The sequence below is a fragment of the Pseudoduganella dura genome, from assembly GCF_009727155.1.
Lineage (GTDB): Bacteria > Pseudomonadota > Gammaproteobacteria > Burkholderiales > Burkholderiaceae_D > Rugamonas > Rugamonas dura.
In genome coordinates this window covers 6,543,023-6,559,034 of sequence record NZ_WNWM01000002.1, presented here as the reverse complement: position 1 = coordinate 6,559,034, position 16,012 = coordinate 6,543,023, and the positions used below count along the sequence as shown (strand labels likewise).

Here is a 16,012-nt window from a genome sequence, read left to right as displayed (position 1 = left end):
ACCGGATAATGGCTCATTATCCAATGTAAGACCGTGCAATCGAGGTATGATCGGCGTTTCGCCGGTATGCATGGGCATGCGGTACGACGACATCAATGGAAATGAAGGCACTGGGATGAGCACCGTCGATATCTATGTGCACGCAGCAACGCGTGACAATACGCGGCAGGCCTACGCGTCGGCCCTCCGCCACTTCGAGGTCGAATGGGGCGGCCTGCTGCCCGCGTCCCCGGACAGCGTGGCGCGGTACCTGGCCGGTCACGGCGACACACTGGCTGTCAGTACATTGCGGCAGCGGCTGGCCGCCCTCGCCCAATGGCATATGGAACACGGTTTTGCCGATCCGACCAGGGCGCCGGTCGTTCGCAAGGTCATGCGCGGCATCCAGGCGCTCCATCCCGCCGTACAAAAGCGCGCGCAGCCATTGGAACTCGTGCACCTGAGCCGGGTGGATGACTGGCTGGAAGGCGCCTTGGCCGCAGCACGTACCAGGGCCGACGCGGCCGCGGAACTGCGGCATCTGCGCGATCGCGCTCTTGTGCTGCTGGGTTTCTGGCGCGGCTTTCGCGGTGATGAACTCAGCCGCCTGCGCGCCGAGCATGTGCGGGTGGTGCCGGGCGAAGGCATGGCATGCTACCTGCCGCACACGAAAACCGATCGGCACCTGAAGGGGCAAACATTTCACGTGCCGCAGTTGTCGCGCCTGTGCCCTGTCACGGCGTATCTGGCCTGGGTGTCGGCGGCGGCCATCGATGACGGCGCGGTCTTCCGGCGGATCGACCGATGGGGAACCGTCGGGGCCGATGGCCTGCATGTGGACAGCATGCTGCCCCTGTTGCGACGCGTCCTCGGCGTGCCCGGTGGCGGTCCCCCGAACGCGTTCAGCACGCACTCGCTGCGGCGAGGCTTTGCAAACTGGGCAAGCGAGAACGGCTGGGATCTCAAGGAGCTGATGGAGCACGTCGGCTGGAAAAGCGCCGAATCGGCGCTGCGTTACATCAATCCCGGCGATCCCTACGGGCGGGCACGTATCGAACGCGTTCTGGCACGGCAGGCTGGCCGCACGCAAGCGGACAACGAAGAAGACTAGTCATTGCAGGTGCATCGCTATTCGCCTGCCCGCCGACCGGATCGCGTCGGCCGCCCGGATGCAGCTTCCTTGCGTGCCGCCTTTCATCGCCCTGCTCAATGGCGGCTTCCTTTTCAGCCGCCCTGCCGCCTCCTGCATTGTAGACAGGGTGTTTGTTGTTACGTTGACGTATGAAGTCGGGAGATCGAAGGCCTCCTTCGGTTAGTTGCAAAAATAGCGTCCAGTCTTTGGCTCGGAGGGTGACGTGTCGACTGGTTTTGCTTGGAAGATCCGCCTCTTCCGCATGATCGTAGGTACCATGCCGCTGTCCAACGTCACGGTTATGAAACATCCGGCCATGCCTTTGCCGCAGGATGTGCCGGTCGATGCCCCACTCTCTTTCGACGCTGTCCATAAAGAAACCGAGGACAGGCGAATCATCCACGGCGCACTCTTTCGGTCCTTATTCGAACGCATGTATTCAGCTGCGCATGAGGAATCGACACGTCCTCGCCTGTTCCTCGCCTGTTCCTCGCCAGCTTCCTGGCTGCGCAGCGGTTGCCTAATCGACGGCCTTCGAGGGACCTCGCTGTGGCACCGCTTTCGGTTAGTTGCAGATAGTGCCGAAGTGCGCTGTCGACCAGCCGCTTAGCCGCCTCGATTACCGCCACCAGGCCTTCCCTGCTTCCGGCATTTTTGCTTAAATAGCCTGCACCATCCAGCGCCAGCCGATCAGTCAACTTCGCCAGGAGAACCGATGCTCAGCCAGCAAACCAGGGATACCGTCAAGGCCACCGCGCCCGTTCTCGCCAGGCACGGTTACGACATCATCAAGCACTTCTACCGCGACTTGCTGGATACCCACCCGGAACTGAAGAATGTGTTCAACATGCGGCACCAGGAACGCGGCCAGCAGCAGGAAGCACTGGCGCGGGCCGTGCATCCCTATGCAGCCAATATCGATCACCCCTCCTCCCTGCAAGCCGTGCCGGAAGGGATCGCGAACAAGCATGCGAGCCTGGGTGTGCTTCCCGAGCAATACCCGATTGTCGGCGAGCACCTGCTCGGTGCCATCAAGGCCGTGCTGGGGAATGCCGCCACCGGCGACATCATCGCCGCCTGGGCGGAAGCCTACGGCAACCTGGCCGACATCCTGATCGGGCGTGAAAACGCATTGCGCGATCAGACCGCGCGCGAAGCGGGGGGATGGAACGGCTGGCGCGAGTTCGTCGTGACAAGCAAGGAGCCCGAAAGCGAAGCCATCACGTCATTCGTGCTCGCACCGGCGGACGGCGGGCCAGTGGCGAACTTCAAGCCCGGGCAATACATCGGCGTGGCGGTCGACGTGCCGCGCCTGGGGCTGCAGCAGATCCGACAGTACAGCCTGTCGGATGCGCCCAACGGCCGCAGCTACCGCATTTCGGTCAAGCGCGAAGGCGGCGCCGACACATCGCAACAAGGCTACGTGTCGACGCTGCTGCATGACCAGGTGCAGGTCGGCGACCGGCTCCGGCTGGCGGCGCCATACGGGAACTTCTTATCGACGTCAAAGCCGCCACGCCGGTCATGCTGATCAGCGGCGGCGTCGGTCTCACGCCGATGATCAGCATGCTCAACCGGCTGCTGCAGTCGCCGCAGCGGCAGATTGTCTTTGTCCACGGGGCGCGCAACAGCGCGGTGCACGCGATGAAGGATCACTTGCGCAGTACGGCGGCACGGCATCCGCAGTTCAAGGTCTTCGTGTTCTATGACGCGCCGCTGCACGATGACCGGCCGGGCCGGGATTTCGACCACGAAGGCCTGGTCGACATCGGCAAGATCGGCGATGCCGTCATGCTCCCCGGTGCGGATTACTATATTTGCGGACCGATTCCGTTCATGCGGCTGCAGCACGACGCGCTCATCGGCCGCGGCATCCGGGAAGCGCATGTGCACTACGAGGTCTTCGGGCCGGATCTGTTCGCGGAATAAAAGGCCTCGGGGCCGCAACGGCGGTCAGTCGTAGGGGCTCTTGTAGACGAGCTCCCCGGCGGCATCGGGTTCCAGCCGGTAGATATCCCACCCCTTGGCCGGCGTCGAGCGTTCCAGCTTGTACGCCAGCACGACCTTTTCACCGTCGGTGCGCAAGTTGATCGCGCCGTAGACGGCCACGCTGCGGTCGAGTTCCGCGATCTTCGCCTCGAACCTGGCTTCCGCGCGGTCGCGCTCTTCCTGGGTGGAGGCCGCAGCGATCCTGGCGGCCAGGTCGCGCAACTGTTCGCGCAACGCTTCCGGGTACTTGATGGTTTCCTTCGACGACCGGGCGAGCTCCGTGCTGAGCAACAGCGGGCGGTCGCCGCGGCTGCACTTGGCGAGGGCCCCGAGCGCATCGGCCCGCGGGTGCGCATACGGTTCGTCGTCGCCGCTCGAAATGACCGTGGCGACCGGATTGATCGCCCTGATCAGCGGCAGCAGGGTATCGGCGCTGCCGTGGTGGCAGGCCTTGGCGATATCGCTTTCGAACCAGGGCCGTGCCGCCTCGACCAGCGCCTGCTCCTGCGCCGCGTCGGCGGGATAGCCGCCCAGGCCGGTATGCGCCTCCAGCAGGTGCCGGCTGGATTCGATGTTGAGATCGCCACCGAGGAACACGCGCACATTGCGGTAATTGAGATGCAGCGCCACGGAATGGCCATTCTTGGTCTTGCCCACGTCGCCGAACCAGCGCAGCGCCTTCTTGCCCGCCACCGTTTCAGGTGCCGGTCCAAGCACGTTGACGACCAGGTCTTCGCCCGGTTCGTGCCCGGGCATGTACGTGTCCGTGACGTCGAGCATGCGCAAATCGTCGTATTTCCCCTCCTGCAGTGCCTGGCCCAGCATCGTCGGATAGCGTTTCCCCTTGGCTCGTTCCGGCACATCGAGAAAAGCCCGGAATTCTTCGAGGCTCGTCACCAGGTCGGTGATGAAACGCTTCCCCTCCGATTCCACCGGCACGCCCAGTGCGAGGCCGGCTTTTTCGGCCGCCCGTTCCATCAGGCCATTGGTATAAACGCGCTTGAAATGCACGTTGCGTTCCTTGAACAATGCCTCGAACCCGCCATAGTGGTCCAGGTCGGAATGGGACAGCACCGCCGCGTCGAAGACGGTCATGTCCTTGAAGCCGAATCGCCAGCGCAGGAAACGGACCATGTTGTCGCCTTTGCCCGCGTCGACAATGTAGCGCCGGTTATCGGGGGTAATGACAAGCGCCCCGTCGCCCTGGCCGATATCGACGAACACCACTTCCAGCAGCCGGTCCGGCAAGGTGTCTTCCACGCGCATCCAGCCCCGCGACTTGCGTGCGAACACCTTCAAATGGCGCCCGTCGTCGCTGGCGCCGAGTACCTCCAGTTCGTCTCCCCACAGCAATTGCTTGAGCGCTTTCAGTTCGGCAGGGGGCTGCCCGGCAGCCCCGGCGCCGGGTTCCTTGCCCAGCTCATACAGGGTGGCGGTCGGATAGGCGGCGTAGCGAAAGTCTGGCATTGCGGGCTCCGTGGGTTGGTCGTCTCTTCTGGAAATGCGCGGCAGGCCAGCCGTTGCTGCCGGCCTGCATGGTTTGCCGGTGTCATGTCCTCCCGGCGCCGTGATTACCTTGCCTGTGCGGCCGGCGGTTGCAAGATCGATTCCGCCTGCGCCAGCTGGTCCTGCGACATTGCCGGCCGGATTTCCGCCAACCCGGCGGCCGCGCCGGCATGCCCCGATGCCCTGGCCAGGCTGTACCACACGTAAGCCGCCGGCAAGTCCTTCGGGCCGCCCTCCCCGCGCGAGGTCATCACCGCCAGGTTGAACATGCCGTCCGGCTGCGCCTGCAAGGCGGCGGCGTTGAACAACCTGCGCGCGGTTGCCAGGTTCCTTTCCACGATGTCGCCCTGGTAGAAATACGTGGCCAGCGCATTCTGCGCGTCCGGAACCCCTTTCACCGCCGCTTCCCTGTAATAGGCGAGCGCCCGTTTCCGGTCCGCCGGCACGCTTTCGCCCAGGTCGACCATGCGGCCCGCCGCATATTGCGCCAACGGGTACCCTTCCCTGGCCGCCGAGGAGAAACAGGCGCCGGCCATCTTCAAGTCTTCGGCCACGCCGTCATCGCCACGGTAATACAGCTTGCCCAGCTGGTACATGGCCGGCACGTAGCCCGCTTCCGCCGCTTCCTGCAGGTAGTTCAGCGCCTTCGACGGGTTCCTGTCGCCGGCAAAACCGGTCAGGTAGCCCAGCGCCAGCGCGCTGCGGGCCGGCGCATAGCCCGATTCTGCGGCCACCTCATACCATTTGCGCGCCTCGCGGGCATCCTTCGGCACACCGTGGCCCACGAGGTGGATTTTCGCCAGCGTCATCGCCGCTTCGGCGCGCGCGCTCATCAAGCCCGGCGCCCGGGGATCGAAGCGCATGCGGTCGCTGGGCCATGGCTCCCTGCATCGACAGCGCGGCGGGAATGGCGAACAGCAGGTGCAATCCGCTGGAACGCAGTGCGGCACGACGGTTCATTGCGAACATTGCTTTTCCTGGCTTGTTATTAAAACCATATTTATAGCCGCATGATAGAGCACCAGGAAGCCCACTGTCGATGAATCATCAAGTTGATCGAATGCCGGACTGCCCCGCGGGACGCCACGCGGCACGCGACATCGCTATCGCCGGTCCCGTGGCCGCGCTTTAACGGGACCTTAACCCCGCCTTAACGATGCCCCGACATGCGGTTCGCTAATGTGCGCCGATGCGGCGCGCGCCTCCGGGCCGCGCCACCGAACCATCGTACACCGACCACATGAACCACGCAGCCGCCCGCTCATCCAGCTCCTCTCCTTCCTCCCTGCAACCCACGTCGCACTGGTGGCACCGCACCGGGCCCTACCTGAACCTGTTTTACCTGCTCGCCGCGGGGCTGGCGCTGCTTTCCCTGTCCCGCCTGGCGCTCGTGGTCTGGCAGCATGACCGCGTGGCCGCCACCGGCGTTTCCGGCGCGATCTTCCTGCAGGGCCTGCGCGCCGACCTGATCCTGCTCGGCTACATGGTCGCTGTTCCGCTTGCGCTGGCGCCTTTCCTTGCGCACCGCCGCAGCGCGCGCCTGTGGTCGACGCTGACCGCCTGGTGGGCCACCGCGGCGCTGGTGTTCATCGGGTTCATGGAGGCAGCATCACCGCAGTTCATCCTCCAGTACGATGTGCGGCCAAACCGCCTGTTCATCGAATACCTGGCCTATCCGGCGGAGGTGTTCGGCACGTTGTGGCACGGCTACCGGCTGGCCCTGTTCATGACCGTCGGTGCGACCGTCGTCCTCGGCATTGCATGCTACAAGGCGCTGAAAAGCGCTTCCGCCCGCATGACGCTATGGCCGGCGAAACGGCTGCTGCTCACCTGGCCGCTGCTGCTGCTGGTGGTGGCGCTGCAGATTCGCTCCACCACGGCCCACCGGCCGGCCAACCCGGCCCTGTTCGCGCTGAGCGGCGATGCGCTGGTCAATTCGCTGGTCATCAATTCGGCCTGGTCCGTGCTCGACGCCGTCAACTCGCTGCGCAAGGAGTCGGATTCATCGGAAATCTACGGTGCCATGCCGCGCGACAGGGTGCTGGCCGGCGTCACTGCCGCGCCGTGGCTGAGCGGGTACCGCTTCCCGTCGAAGGAGATTCCCACGCTGCACTACCAGGCGGCGGCCCATCGGCGCGACAAGCCGCTGAACCTGGTGATCGTGCTGGAGGAAAGCCTGGGTGCCACGTTCGTCAAATCGCTCGGCGGCCTGCCGGTCACGCCGGAGCTGGAGCGGTTGAAGGGCGAAGGCTGGTGGTTCGACCAGCTGTATGCCACCGGTACCCGTTCGGTACGGGGCATCGAGGCGGTGGTGGCCGGTTATGCGCCGACGCCGGCACGCAGCGTGGTCAAGCTGTCGCTCGCGCAACGGAATTTCTATACGCTGGCCGCCGGCCTGGGCAAACAGGGCTACCATACCGAATTCGTCTATGGCGGTGAAGCGCACTTCGACAATATGCGTTCTTTCTTCACCGGTAACGGCTTCCAGCGGGTGGTGGACCGCCGCGACATGCACCCCCGCTTCGAGGGCAGCTGGGGCGCGTCCGACGAAGACCTGTTCGACACGGCGCTGGAGAGACTGAAGACGCTGCATGCGCAGGACAAGCCCTTCTTCAGCCTGATCTTCACTTCGTCGAACCACGAACCGTTCGAATTCCCCGACGGGAAGATCGCGCTGCACGATCCGGTCAAACACAGTGTCAACAACGCCGTCAAGTACGCGGACTTCGCGCTGGGCAAGTTCATCCGCGAGGCGAAGCGGCAGGATTACTGGCGGGATACCATATTCCTGATCGTGGCGGATCACGACAACCGCGTGTACGGCGACAGCCTCGTGCCGATCAACAAGTTTCACATCCCGGGCCTGATCCTGGGTGCGGATGTGCAACCCAGGCACATCCGGACGCTGGCCAGCCAGATCGATCTGGCCCCCACGCTGCTGTCGCTGATGGGGATTTCGAGCGAGCACCCGATGATCGGCCGGGACCTTGCGCGCGACAGCGAATCGCCGGGCCGTGCCATGCTCCAGTTCGACAATAATTTCGCGTGGCTGGAAGGCGATTCGGCAACGATCCTGCGGCCGGAGCGCGCGCCGCTGGCCGGGCATTACGATGCCGTCACGCGGCAGCTGACGCTGGAGACCGCCCCACCTGCGCAAGCCGTCGTCGACCGCGCGATGGCGCATGTGATGCTGCCGTCCCTGCTGTATCGGGAACAGCGGTACCGGCTGCCGAAATGATGCTGTTCGCTGCCGATCGCCGTCCAGCAAATTCCCGGGAAATATTTCCGGAATTCGGGGTCTGACCCCGGTTTCAGGCAATTTCCATACGAATTTTGCACGGTGTCCCGGCAGCGTGCCGTGTGCACCCTGCCATGCCATGACGCTAGCCCGGGTCGTCCTCCTGCCCGCTGTGCGTCAGCGTGGCGTTGGCGAAGCGCAGGACCACGGTTTCCGTCGGCGCCGATTCGTGCAGGTGCGCCGTGGCCACGTTCGCGACCAGCAGGTTTTCCAGCGCGATCTCGTAGCATTTGACCCGCTCTCCCTGCGCATCCACGCGCAGGAAGTCGAAATGCGCCGCCGCGACGGGCGTCTCGGCCAGGCAAAGGCGTGCCAGCAGCGGCGAGGCGCTGTCTTCCAGCTTGACGAACCTGATTTCGGAGTAACCGCCGGCGGGTGCCGCTCCCCGCAGCGACCAGCTGACCGAGTCGCATGCGATCCACCCCTCGTAGCCGCTGTCGACAGAACCGCCCGGGACGCCATCGATCCGCAGGTAAGAGTGCATCGTCATACCGCCTCCAGTAAGTGATGGCTTATAAGGAATGACCTCGAGCAAGGGAATAACCTGGCGCGCTGGCGTCCGGTGTGCGGCGCCGCCAGCCGATCGTGCGACCGCCCTGTGCCGGCCCCCGGCGTCGATGAGGTAATTCCTACGTGCATGATGATATCGTCATTTTTGAAAATGCATTGAAAAACTTGCACTAACTGGCAACTTTCCGGCCGCGCCAGGGTGCCGCATGCCTGCCACGGCCCTGTGCCCGGCTTCCGCCGCCGATGCGGGCACGCCACAGATTCACGCTACCATTAGAAAGGGCCCGGCCCGGCGTCGCCCAATCGCTCAAAGCAATGATTGGTCTGTCCAGTTATCGCAACTGGTCTTGCCACCCGCGTGGATTGAACCTACCATCGGCTGGCCGGCGTCAACCATAGCTTGCAACAGACAAGTTGGGGCGCGGCCATTGCATACAACCTATGGAGACACATCAATGAGCGACAACAATGCCGGCCCGATCGGCCGCCGCACCGTACTGAAGGCTGCCGGCGCGGCCGGCGTCATGCTGGCCACGAGCGCCTTCGCCGCCAACCCGCGCAAGCGCTATGCGGTCGTGGGCGTCGGCTCGCGGGCGCGCATGTTCACTGGCGCCATCACCGGCAAATACCGCGACGGCAACGAGATCGTCGCGGTGTGCGACAGCAATCCGGGGCGGGCCGCGCTCGCGGTAAAGACAATCTCGGCCACCGGCGCGAGCCAGCCGCGCGCGTTCGCGGCCGCCGATTTCGACCAGATGATCCGCGAGACCAAGCCGCAGTACGTGATCGTGACCACGCCGGATGCGAAGCACGACGAATACATCGTGCGCGCGCTGGAAGCCGGTTGCGACGTGATCACGGAAAAGCCGATGACCACCACGGCGGCCAAGGCGCAGCGCATCCTCGATGCGGTGCAGCGTACCGGCCGCCATATCCGCGTGACCTTCAACTACCGCTACACGCCGCCGCGCACGCAGGTCAAGGATATCCTGATGAGCGGCGAGATCGGCGACGTGATGGCGGTCGACTTCACCTGGCTGCTCAATACCGTGCACGGCGCCGACTACTTCCGCCGCTGGCACAGCAAGAAGGCCATGTCCGGCGGGCTGATGATCCACAAGTCGACGCACCACTTCGACCTGGTGAACTGGTGGCTGGGCGCGCAGCCCGAACTGGTGCACGCGTTCGGCTCGCGCCAGTTCTATACACCCGCAACGGCAAAACGGATGGGGCTCTCCGGCGCGCACGAACGCTGCCTCACGTGCCCGGAAAAGCAGAAATGCACGTTCTACTTCGACCTCGCCGCCGACCCTGGCCTGAAAGCCCTGTACCTGGACAACGAGAAACACGACGGCTATTTCCGCGACCAGTGCGTGTGGCGCCCGGAAATCGACATCGAGGACACGATGAACGTGATGGTCCGCTACGACAACGGCACGCAGCTGAACTATGCGCTGTCGGCCTATGACGCGTGGGAGGGATACCACGTCGCCTTCAACGGCACGAAGGGCCGGCTGGAGCACCGCATCGTCGAGCAGGTGGGCGCGGCCGGGGCCGGCGAAGTGCAGAGCAAAAGCGAGAAGGTGGAAACCCGCGTGATTCCGCTGCGCGGCGCGCCGCGCGTCATCGAGCCCTGGACGGGTACCGGCGGCCATGGCGGCGGCGACAACGTGATGCTGGAAGAGATCTTCGGCCAGGCCGGCGAAGACAAGTACAGGCGCCGCTCGGACGAACGGGGCGGCGCCAATTCCATCCTGATCGGCGTGGCCGCCAACCAATGCTTCGAAACAGGGAAATCGGTGCGGATCGCCGACCTCGTCACCGGACTGGCGCCGCCGGAGCGGGCGCCGATGCCGGGGCGCGACACGCCGGTATCGATGCCGCTGCGGCGCAAGATCCCCTGAGCGGAGCCGCGGACACGGCGGCGTGTCCGCGGCTTGGCAATCAGCGCAGGTTGATCGCCGTGATCTTGCCGTCGGTGCCGGCGATATACAGGACACCCCGGTTCGAGATGGACAACTGGCCGCCGCCAGGATGTTCCCAGACAGTACGATGCGTGGCGATATCGATCGCCACTGTCTTCTTCTCGGCGCCAACGAACACCAGGTTGTCCGCGGCGACCAGATACAGGCTCCCGGCGGGCAGTGAGCCGGACTTCCATTGCGATAGGCCGGTTGCCGCATCAAACGCCTCAAGTACGACGTCGTGCACCCGGCCGGGATCGGACTCGCGCAACGCGTAGACCACGTTCCTTGCCACAGCCGGCGATCCAGTCATTGCCATGCTATCCGTACTCCACGCCAGCTTGCGGCGTTTGAGATCGAAGGCCACCACCTCGCGGCTCTGGACCGTAAACGCCATGCCGCTCCCGTCCAGCGCCAGGGCGCTGTCCGTACCGACGCCGGTGTATGCATAAGGAATAGTGAACGCGGTCTTCCCGTCCGCCGTCGAGATCGCATGCAATTTGCCGGCAGCGTAGACATAAGCGTGCAATTCGTCCACGGCGGGAGTCCATTCGTCCTCCACCTGCAGCGAGGCTTTCCAAACTTCACCGAGCGTTCCGGTGCTGATTTTCGTCACGGAAGTGGCGCGATAATATGTTGGTCCTGCATCACGATCGATGCCAGCGTTCGAGTATACGGTGCCGTTGAAAATCGTCGGCGCGGTGTTATAAATCAATGACTCCTGCATCGTTGTGTGTTTACTCAGCACTTTTCCGGTCTTTTGGTCGAGTGCCCAGAAAAATGTACTGCAGCAATCCGACGTAGCGACATACACCTTGCCGTCCGCTGCAGCCGGTGCGCTCAGTTTGAATGGTCCGAAGTCCATGCGCCAGAGTTCTTCACCGCTATCCTCGCTACTGGCCATCAGAACGGCTTTTGAGTAGTCGCCAGTGGAGATCAGCGAGACGAATGCGCGGCCGTCGTCGTGCGTGAGCGGCGTGGCAGCATAACCGGCGCTCGATGGGTACATGACCCAACGGCGGGAGAATTTTTTGGTATCGAAGACCGCCGGCACGTAAGCGCTATGCGAGGCATTTCCCTGGTAAGTGCTCCAGTTGGCAACATTCGGCATGACATTCAATGGCGTCCGGTTCGTTTGGGACAATACATTGACTTTCACGGCGATCAGCCATGGCGAACCCGGTACGGGAACGTTGCAGATTCTTGCCTCGTCTTCGCAAAGACGCAGTTCCAGGTCGACACTGTGTTGACCTGCGGGCAGCGCGGACGAGATTTCCAGGTCGGCCCGAAACTCGCGGTCTGGAAGCTCGGTGACCTTGACTTTTGTAGAGAACACGCCGGCCTTGTCGACGATCGCGATATAGACCGGCTTGGCGAAGGTCTTGGCGGACTTCGCGGTGATCGAGACATTCGCCGCCTCCCCCGCATACGCGGTGACGTCCGCACTCGATGGCGTGATCGTCAGCCACGATTGCTCCGGCCTGACTATTGGCGGCGTTGGCGCGACCGGCGTTACCGGTGTCGCCGGCGCGGCCGGCGTGGCGGGTGCGCCATCGCTGCCGCCGCCGCCACACGCTGTCAGCGCGAGCGCGCAGGCGATTCCCCGAAGAACCTAGTAACTGATCCAGAAACTTTCATGCTGATGACTACCCTTGTGTACGTGTGTTAAAACACGTTAAATTTTAGAAACACAAGTGTATCATTCAGGCATCTTTAGTTTTAAATTGATAACGTTAAATTATTCAAATGTGGTGCGAATGTCACTGCCCTGCTTCCGACAGCCCGGCTTGATCCACCCGGCTGATCAGCACCGAGGCGATGCGCCGGTCCCGCACTTCGGCCACTTCCAGCCGCAAGTCGTCCAGCACCAGGACCTGGCCCACCTCGGGCAATGCGCCGAAGCGTTCCAGCATGAAGCCCGCCAGCGACGCATATTCGTCGGTGGCTGTGCCCAGCGCATCCGACTCCAGCACCTGCTGCAGGTAATGCAGGTCGGCGCCGCCGTCCACGCGCCAGCGCCCGTCGCCGAGCGGCTGCACCACCGGCTGCTCGTCCTCGTCGGGGAATTCGCCGGCGATCGCTTCGAGGATGTCGATCGGCGTCACCAGCCCCTGGATCGTGCCGTATTCGTCGGCGATCAGCACCAGCTGCCCGTGCGAGCGCTTCAGCGTTTCCATGACCTGCAGCACGCCGGCCGTGTCGGGCATCACGATCGGCGGGCGGATGCTGCGCGCAGGGTCGATGTGGCCGCCGTCCATCAGGTCGGCGATCACATCCTTGGCGCGCGCCACGCCCACGATATTGTCCAGCTGGCCGCGGCCGGCTGGATAAAAGCTGTGCGGCGCGTCGAGCAGTTGCGCGCGGATGGAGGCGGCATCGTCGTCGAGATCGACCCACGAGATTTCCGAGCGCGGCGTCATGATCGAGCGCACCGGCCGCTGCGACAGGCTCAGCACACCGCTGACCATGTGCCTCTCGGCCGATTCGAAGGTGGGCGCCGGCGCGGCGTCGCCCTCGGTCGCCGGCGCGGCCGATGCCGCGTCGTCGGTTTTTTCGCCCATCAGCCGCAATACCGCGTTGGCGGTGCGTTCGCGCAGCGGCAGGTGCTCCTGCTGCCGCACGAAATTGCGGCGTGCAAGCTGGTTCAGTGCCTCGATTCCGACCGAGAAGCCGATCGCCGCGTACAGGTAACCCTTGGGAATATGGAAGCCGAAGCCTTCGGCGATCAGCGACAGGCCGATCATCAGCAGGAACGACAGGCACAGCACGACCACCGTCGGGTGAGCGTTGACGAAGCGCGTCAGCGGCTTCGAGGCGAACATCATCACGGCCATCGAGACGATCACGGCGGCAAACATCACACCAAGTTCGTCCACCATGCCGACGGCGGTGATGACCGAATCGAGCGAAAACACGGCATCGAGCACGATGATCTGGCCCACCACGGCGGCGAAGCTGGCGTAGGCGACCGGGCCGCTTTGCGTGTGCGCCTGCCCTTCGACGCGCTCGTGCAGCTCGATCGTGGCCTTGAACAGCAGGAAGATGCCCCCCACCAGCAGGATCAGGTCGCGCCCTGAAAAGGCCAAGGCGCCGACGGTAAATAACGGTTCGGTCAGCGTGACGATCCAGGAAATCACGCTCAGCAGGCCGAGCCGCATCAGCAGCGCCAGCGACAGGCCGAGCAGCCGGGCCTTGTCGCGCTGGTGCGGCGGCACCTTTTCCGCGATGATCGCGATGAAGATCAGGTTATCGATGCCGAGCACGATCTCGAGCACGATCAGCGTCGCCAGGCCTATCCAGATGTTCGGGTCGGAGAACCATTCCATGGGCGCGTTCCTGTAGAGGGTTGAAAAGATTGTACGGGAATTGCCGGGGTGGGCGAGCCCGGCTGGCGCTCGGCCGCCGGCCCGCGACGCGCGTATTGCGGGCGAATGGCCACAGCCAAATGACACGGGCGGGCACGGGCGCTATAATCTCCGCCTTCGCCCAGGCCCGCCCCACGCTCAACCCCAGGATTCCCCATGTCGCTTCTCGCCCACGAACTCGAACTGCTGTCGCCCGCCAAAACCGCCGAGATCGGGCGGGAAGCCATCCTGCACGGCGCCGACGCGGTCTACATCGGCGGCCCGGCCTTCGGTGCGCGCCACAATGCCAGCAATCCGCTGGAAGATATCGCCGGGCTGGTCAACTTCGCGCACCGCTATCGCGCGCGCATTTTCGTGACGATGAACACCATCATGCACGACAGCGAACTGGACCTCGCACGCAGGCAGATCTGGCAACTGTACGAGGCCGGCGTCGATGCGCTGATCATCCAGGACATGGGCCTGCTGGAGCTGGACCTGCCGCCGATCCAGGTGCACGCCAGCACGCAGTGCGACATCCGCACCGTGGAGCGGGCGAAATTCCTGGGCGACGTGGGCTTCTCGCAACTGGTGCTGGCCCGCGAGCTGACGATCGAGCAAATCAAGAAGATACGCGCGGAGGTCGATACACCGCTGGAGTATTTCGTCCATGGCGCGCTGTGCGTGGCGTTCTCCGGCCAGTGCTACATCTCGCATGCGGACACGGGCCGCAGCGCCAACCGCGGCGACTGCTCGCAGGCATGCCGGCTGCCGTACACGCTGACCGATGGCCAGGGCCGCGTCGTGGCGTTCGACAAGCACCTGCTGTCGATGAAGGACAACGACCAGAGCCGCAACCTCGAAGCGCTGGTCGATGCCGGCATCCGCTCGCTGAAGATCGAGGGCCGCTACAAGGACATGGGGTATGTGAAGAACATCACGGCCCACTACCGCCTGCTGCTCGACGAGATCCTGGAGCGCCGCCCCGAGCTGGCGCGGGCATCGAGCGGCCGCACGGAAGTACTGTTCACGCCGGACGTCGACAAGAATTTCAACCGCGGCCATACCGACTACTTCGCCGGCGGCCGCCAGGACGATATCGGCGCGTTCGATTCGCCGAAGTACCTGGGCGTGCGGCTGGGTACCGTGACGAAGCTGGGCGGCGACCATTTCGACCTGCTGACCGACGCGCCGCTGGCCAACGGCGATGGCCTGAACTACATGGTCAAGCGCGCATCGGCCGGCATCCAGGCCAATACCGTGCAAAAGCTGGGCGAGGATGGCGACGGCCAGCGGTGGCGCGTGTTCCCGAACGAGCCGATGAGCACCCTCACCGCGCTCAAGCCGGGTACGGAGATCCACCGCAACCGCGATCACCAGTGGGAAGCGGTGCTGAGCAAGAAATCGTCGGAGCGCAAGGTGGGCGTGCAGCTCGTGCTGTCCGACCGGGCGGACGGGCTGACGCTGACCGTCATCGACGAGGACGGCATCACCAGCAGTACCGATGCGGCGCTGGCCCTGCAGCCTGCCCAGCAGGCGGCGCAGGCCGAGACGGCGCTGCGCACCAGCCTGGGCAAGCTGGGCAATACGATGTTCGCGGCCGACGCCGTCGAGCTGAAGCTGTCGCAGCCCTGGTTCGTGCCGTCCGGTGCGATCAATGGGCTGCGGCGCGACGCGCTGGCCGCCCACGAGGCCGCGCGCCTGGCCGCATGGCAGCGCCCGCCCCGCAAGGCGCCCGCCGAACCGCCGGCCGTCTACCCGGAAACGCAGCTGACCTACCTGGCCAACGTCTACAACGAAAAGGCGCGCGCGTTCTATTTCAAGCACGGCGTGCAGATGATCGATGCCGCCTACGAGTCGCACGAAGAGCCGGGCGCCGTGCCGCTGATGATCACCAAGCATTGCCTGCGCTACTCGTTCAATCTGTGCCCGAAACAGGCCAAGGGCGTGCAAGGCGTGCAGGGCCAGGTGAAAGCCGAGCCGATGACGCTCGTCTCGGGCAGCGAAACCTACACACTGCGCTTCGACTGCAAGCCGTGCGAGATGCACGTGGTGGGCGCGATGAAGCCGGGCATCCTCAACTCGCCGCCACCGTCGGCCGTGCCATACAGCCCGATGGTGTTCCACAAGCAGCGGCCGCGCGCCTGAACACCCGGCGTTTGATCTTGCACAGTGTTTGTCCCGGGGCCTGGCCCCAGGACATTGTTTGATCTTCCGCAGGTTTTGTCCCGGTGCCTGGCCCCGGCACATTGCTTGAACTTTCGCAGGCCTGTCTCGTGTGCCCGACCCG

10 protein-coding genes and 1 pseudogene are annotated in these 16,012 nt (G+C 64.3%); 6 read left to right on the top strand and 5 right to left on the bottom strand.

The genetic code is table 11. The annotated features are described in order from the left end of the window. The first annotated feature begins 46 nt into the window (after positions 1-46). Together GJV26_RS28325 and hmpA are read left to right on the top strand one after the other, a co-directional pair. Positions 47-1,090 (top strand): site-specific integrase, encoded by a 1,044-nt coding sequence (locus tag GJV26_RS28325; protein WP_229419483.1) that lies wholly within the window; start codon positions 47-49, stop codon positions 1,088-1,090. 736 nt (positions 1,091-1,826) lie between these two features. After that, positions 1,827-3,040: pseudogene (hmpA, locus tag GJV26_RS28320) on the top strand (NO-inducible flavohemoprotein). Positions 3,041-3,064: 24 nt separating this feature from the next. On the opposite strand, the gene GJV26_RS28315 reads toward hmpA, so the two are convergent. Together GJV26_RS28315 and GJV26_RS28310 are read right to left on the bottom strand one after the other, a co-directional pair. Next, a complete protein-coding gene (locus GJV26_RS28315) occupies positions 3,065-4,567 on the bottom strand; it encodes a ComEC/Rec2 family competence protein (RefSeq protein WP_155711901.1) in 1,503 nt (500 codons plus the stop codon). A gap of 104 nt (positions 4,568-4,671) precedes the next feature. Continuing rightward, the gene (locus tag GJV26_RS28310; protein ID WP_155711900.1) at positions 4,672-5,469 is read right to left on the bottom strand and encodes a tetratricopeptide repeat protein; all 798 of its coding nucleotides are present in this window, start codon (positions 5,467-5,469) and stop codon (positions 4,672-4,674) included. 326 nt (positions 5,470-5,795) lie between these two features. On the opposite strand from GJV26_RS28310, the gene GJV26_RS28305 reads away from it, so the two are divergent. After that, positions 5,796-7,844, top strand: coding sequence for an LTA synthase family protein (locus tag GJV26_RS28305; protein ID WP_229419482.1), 2,049 nt, complete (start codon positions 5,796-5,798; stop codon positions 7,842-7,844). A gap of 145 nt (positions 7,845-7,989) precedes the next feature. Here the strand turns inward: GJV26_RS28305 and GJV26_RS28300 are convergent, their stop codons facing one another. Then, positions 7,990-8,394, bottom strand: a complete 405-nt coding sequence (locus tag GJV26_RS28300; RefSeq protein WP_155711899.1) for an Hcp family type VI secretion system effector — start codon at positions 8,392-8,394, stop codon at positions 7,990-7,992. Between the two features lie 475 nt (positions 8,395-8,869). Between GJV26_RS28300 and GJV26_RS28295 the strand changes: the two genes are divergently transcribed. Continuing rightward, the gene (locus GJV26_RS28295) at positions 8,870-10,318 is read left to right on the top strand and encodes a Gfo/Idh/MocA family protein (protein WP_155711898.1); all 1,449 of its coding nucleotides are present in this window, start codon (positions 8,870-8,872) and stop codon (positions 10,316-10,318) included. A 40-nt stretch (positions 10,319-10,358) separates the two neighbouring features. On the opposite strand, the gene GJV26_RS28290 is transcribed toward GJV26_RS28295, so the two are convergent. Next, positions 10,359-11,714 (bottom strand): outer membrane protein assembly factor BamB family protein, encoded by a 1,356-nt coding sequence (locus GJV26_RS28290; protein WP_155711897.1) that lies wholly within the window; start codon positions 11,712-11,714, stop codon positions 10,359-10,361. A 46-nt stretch (positions 11,715-11,760) separates the two neighbouring features. On the opposite strand from GJV26_RS28290, the gene GJV26_RS28285 reads away from it, so the two are divergent. Continuing rightward, a complete protein-coding gene (locus tag GJV26_RS28285) occupies positions 11,761-11,994 on the top strand; it encodes a hypothetical protein (protein WP_155711896.1) in 234 nt (77 codons plus the stop codon). 144 nt (positions 11,995-12,138) lie between these two features. Here GJV26_RS28285 and GJV26_RS28280 read toward each other — a convergent pair whose 3' ends face one another. Then, a complete protein-coding gene (locus tag GJV26_RS28280) occupies positions 12,139-13,704 on the bottom strand; it encodes a TerC family protein (RefSeq protein WP_155711895.1) in 1,566 nt (521 codons plus the stop codon). A gap of 195 nt (positions 13,705-13,899) precedes the next feature. Here GJV26_RS28280 and GJV26_RS28275 point away from each other — a divergent pair, with 195 nt between their 5' ends. Further along, positions 13,900-15,870: a peptidase U32 family protein gene (locus GJV26_RS28275; RefSeq protein WP_155711894.1), complete on the top strand. Its 1,971-nt coding sequence runs from the start codon at positions 13,900-13,902 to the stop codon at positions 15,868-15,870. Positions 15,871-16,012 lie beyond the last annotated feature (142 nt).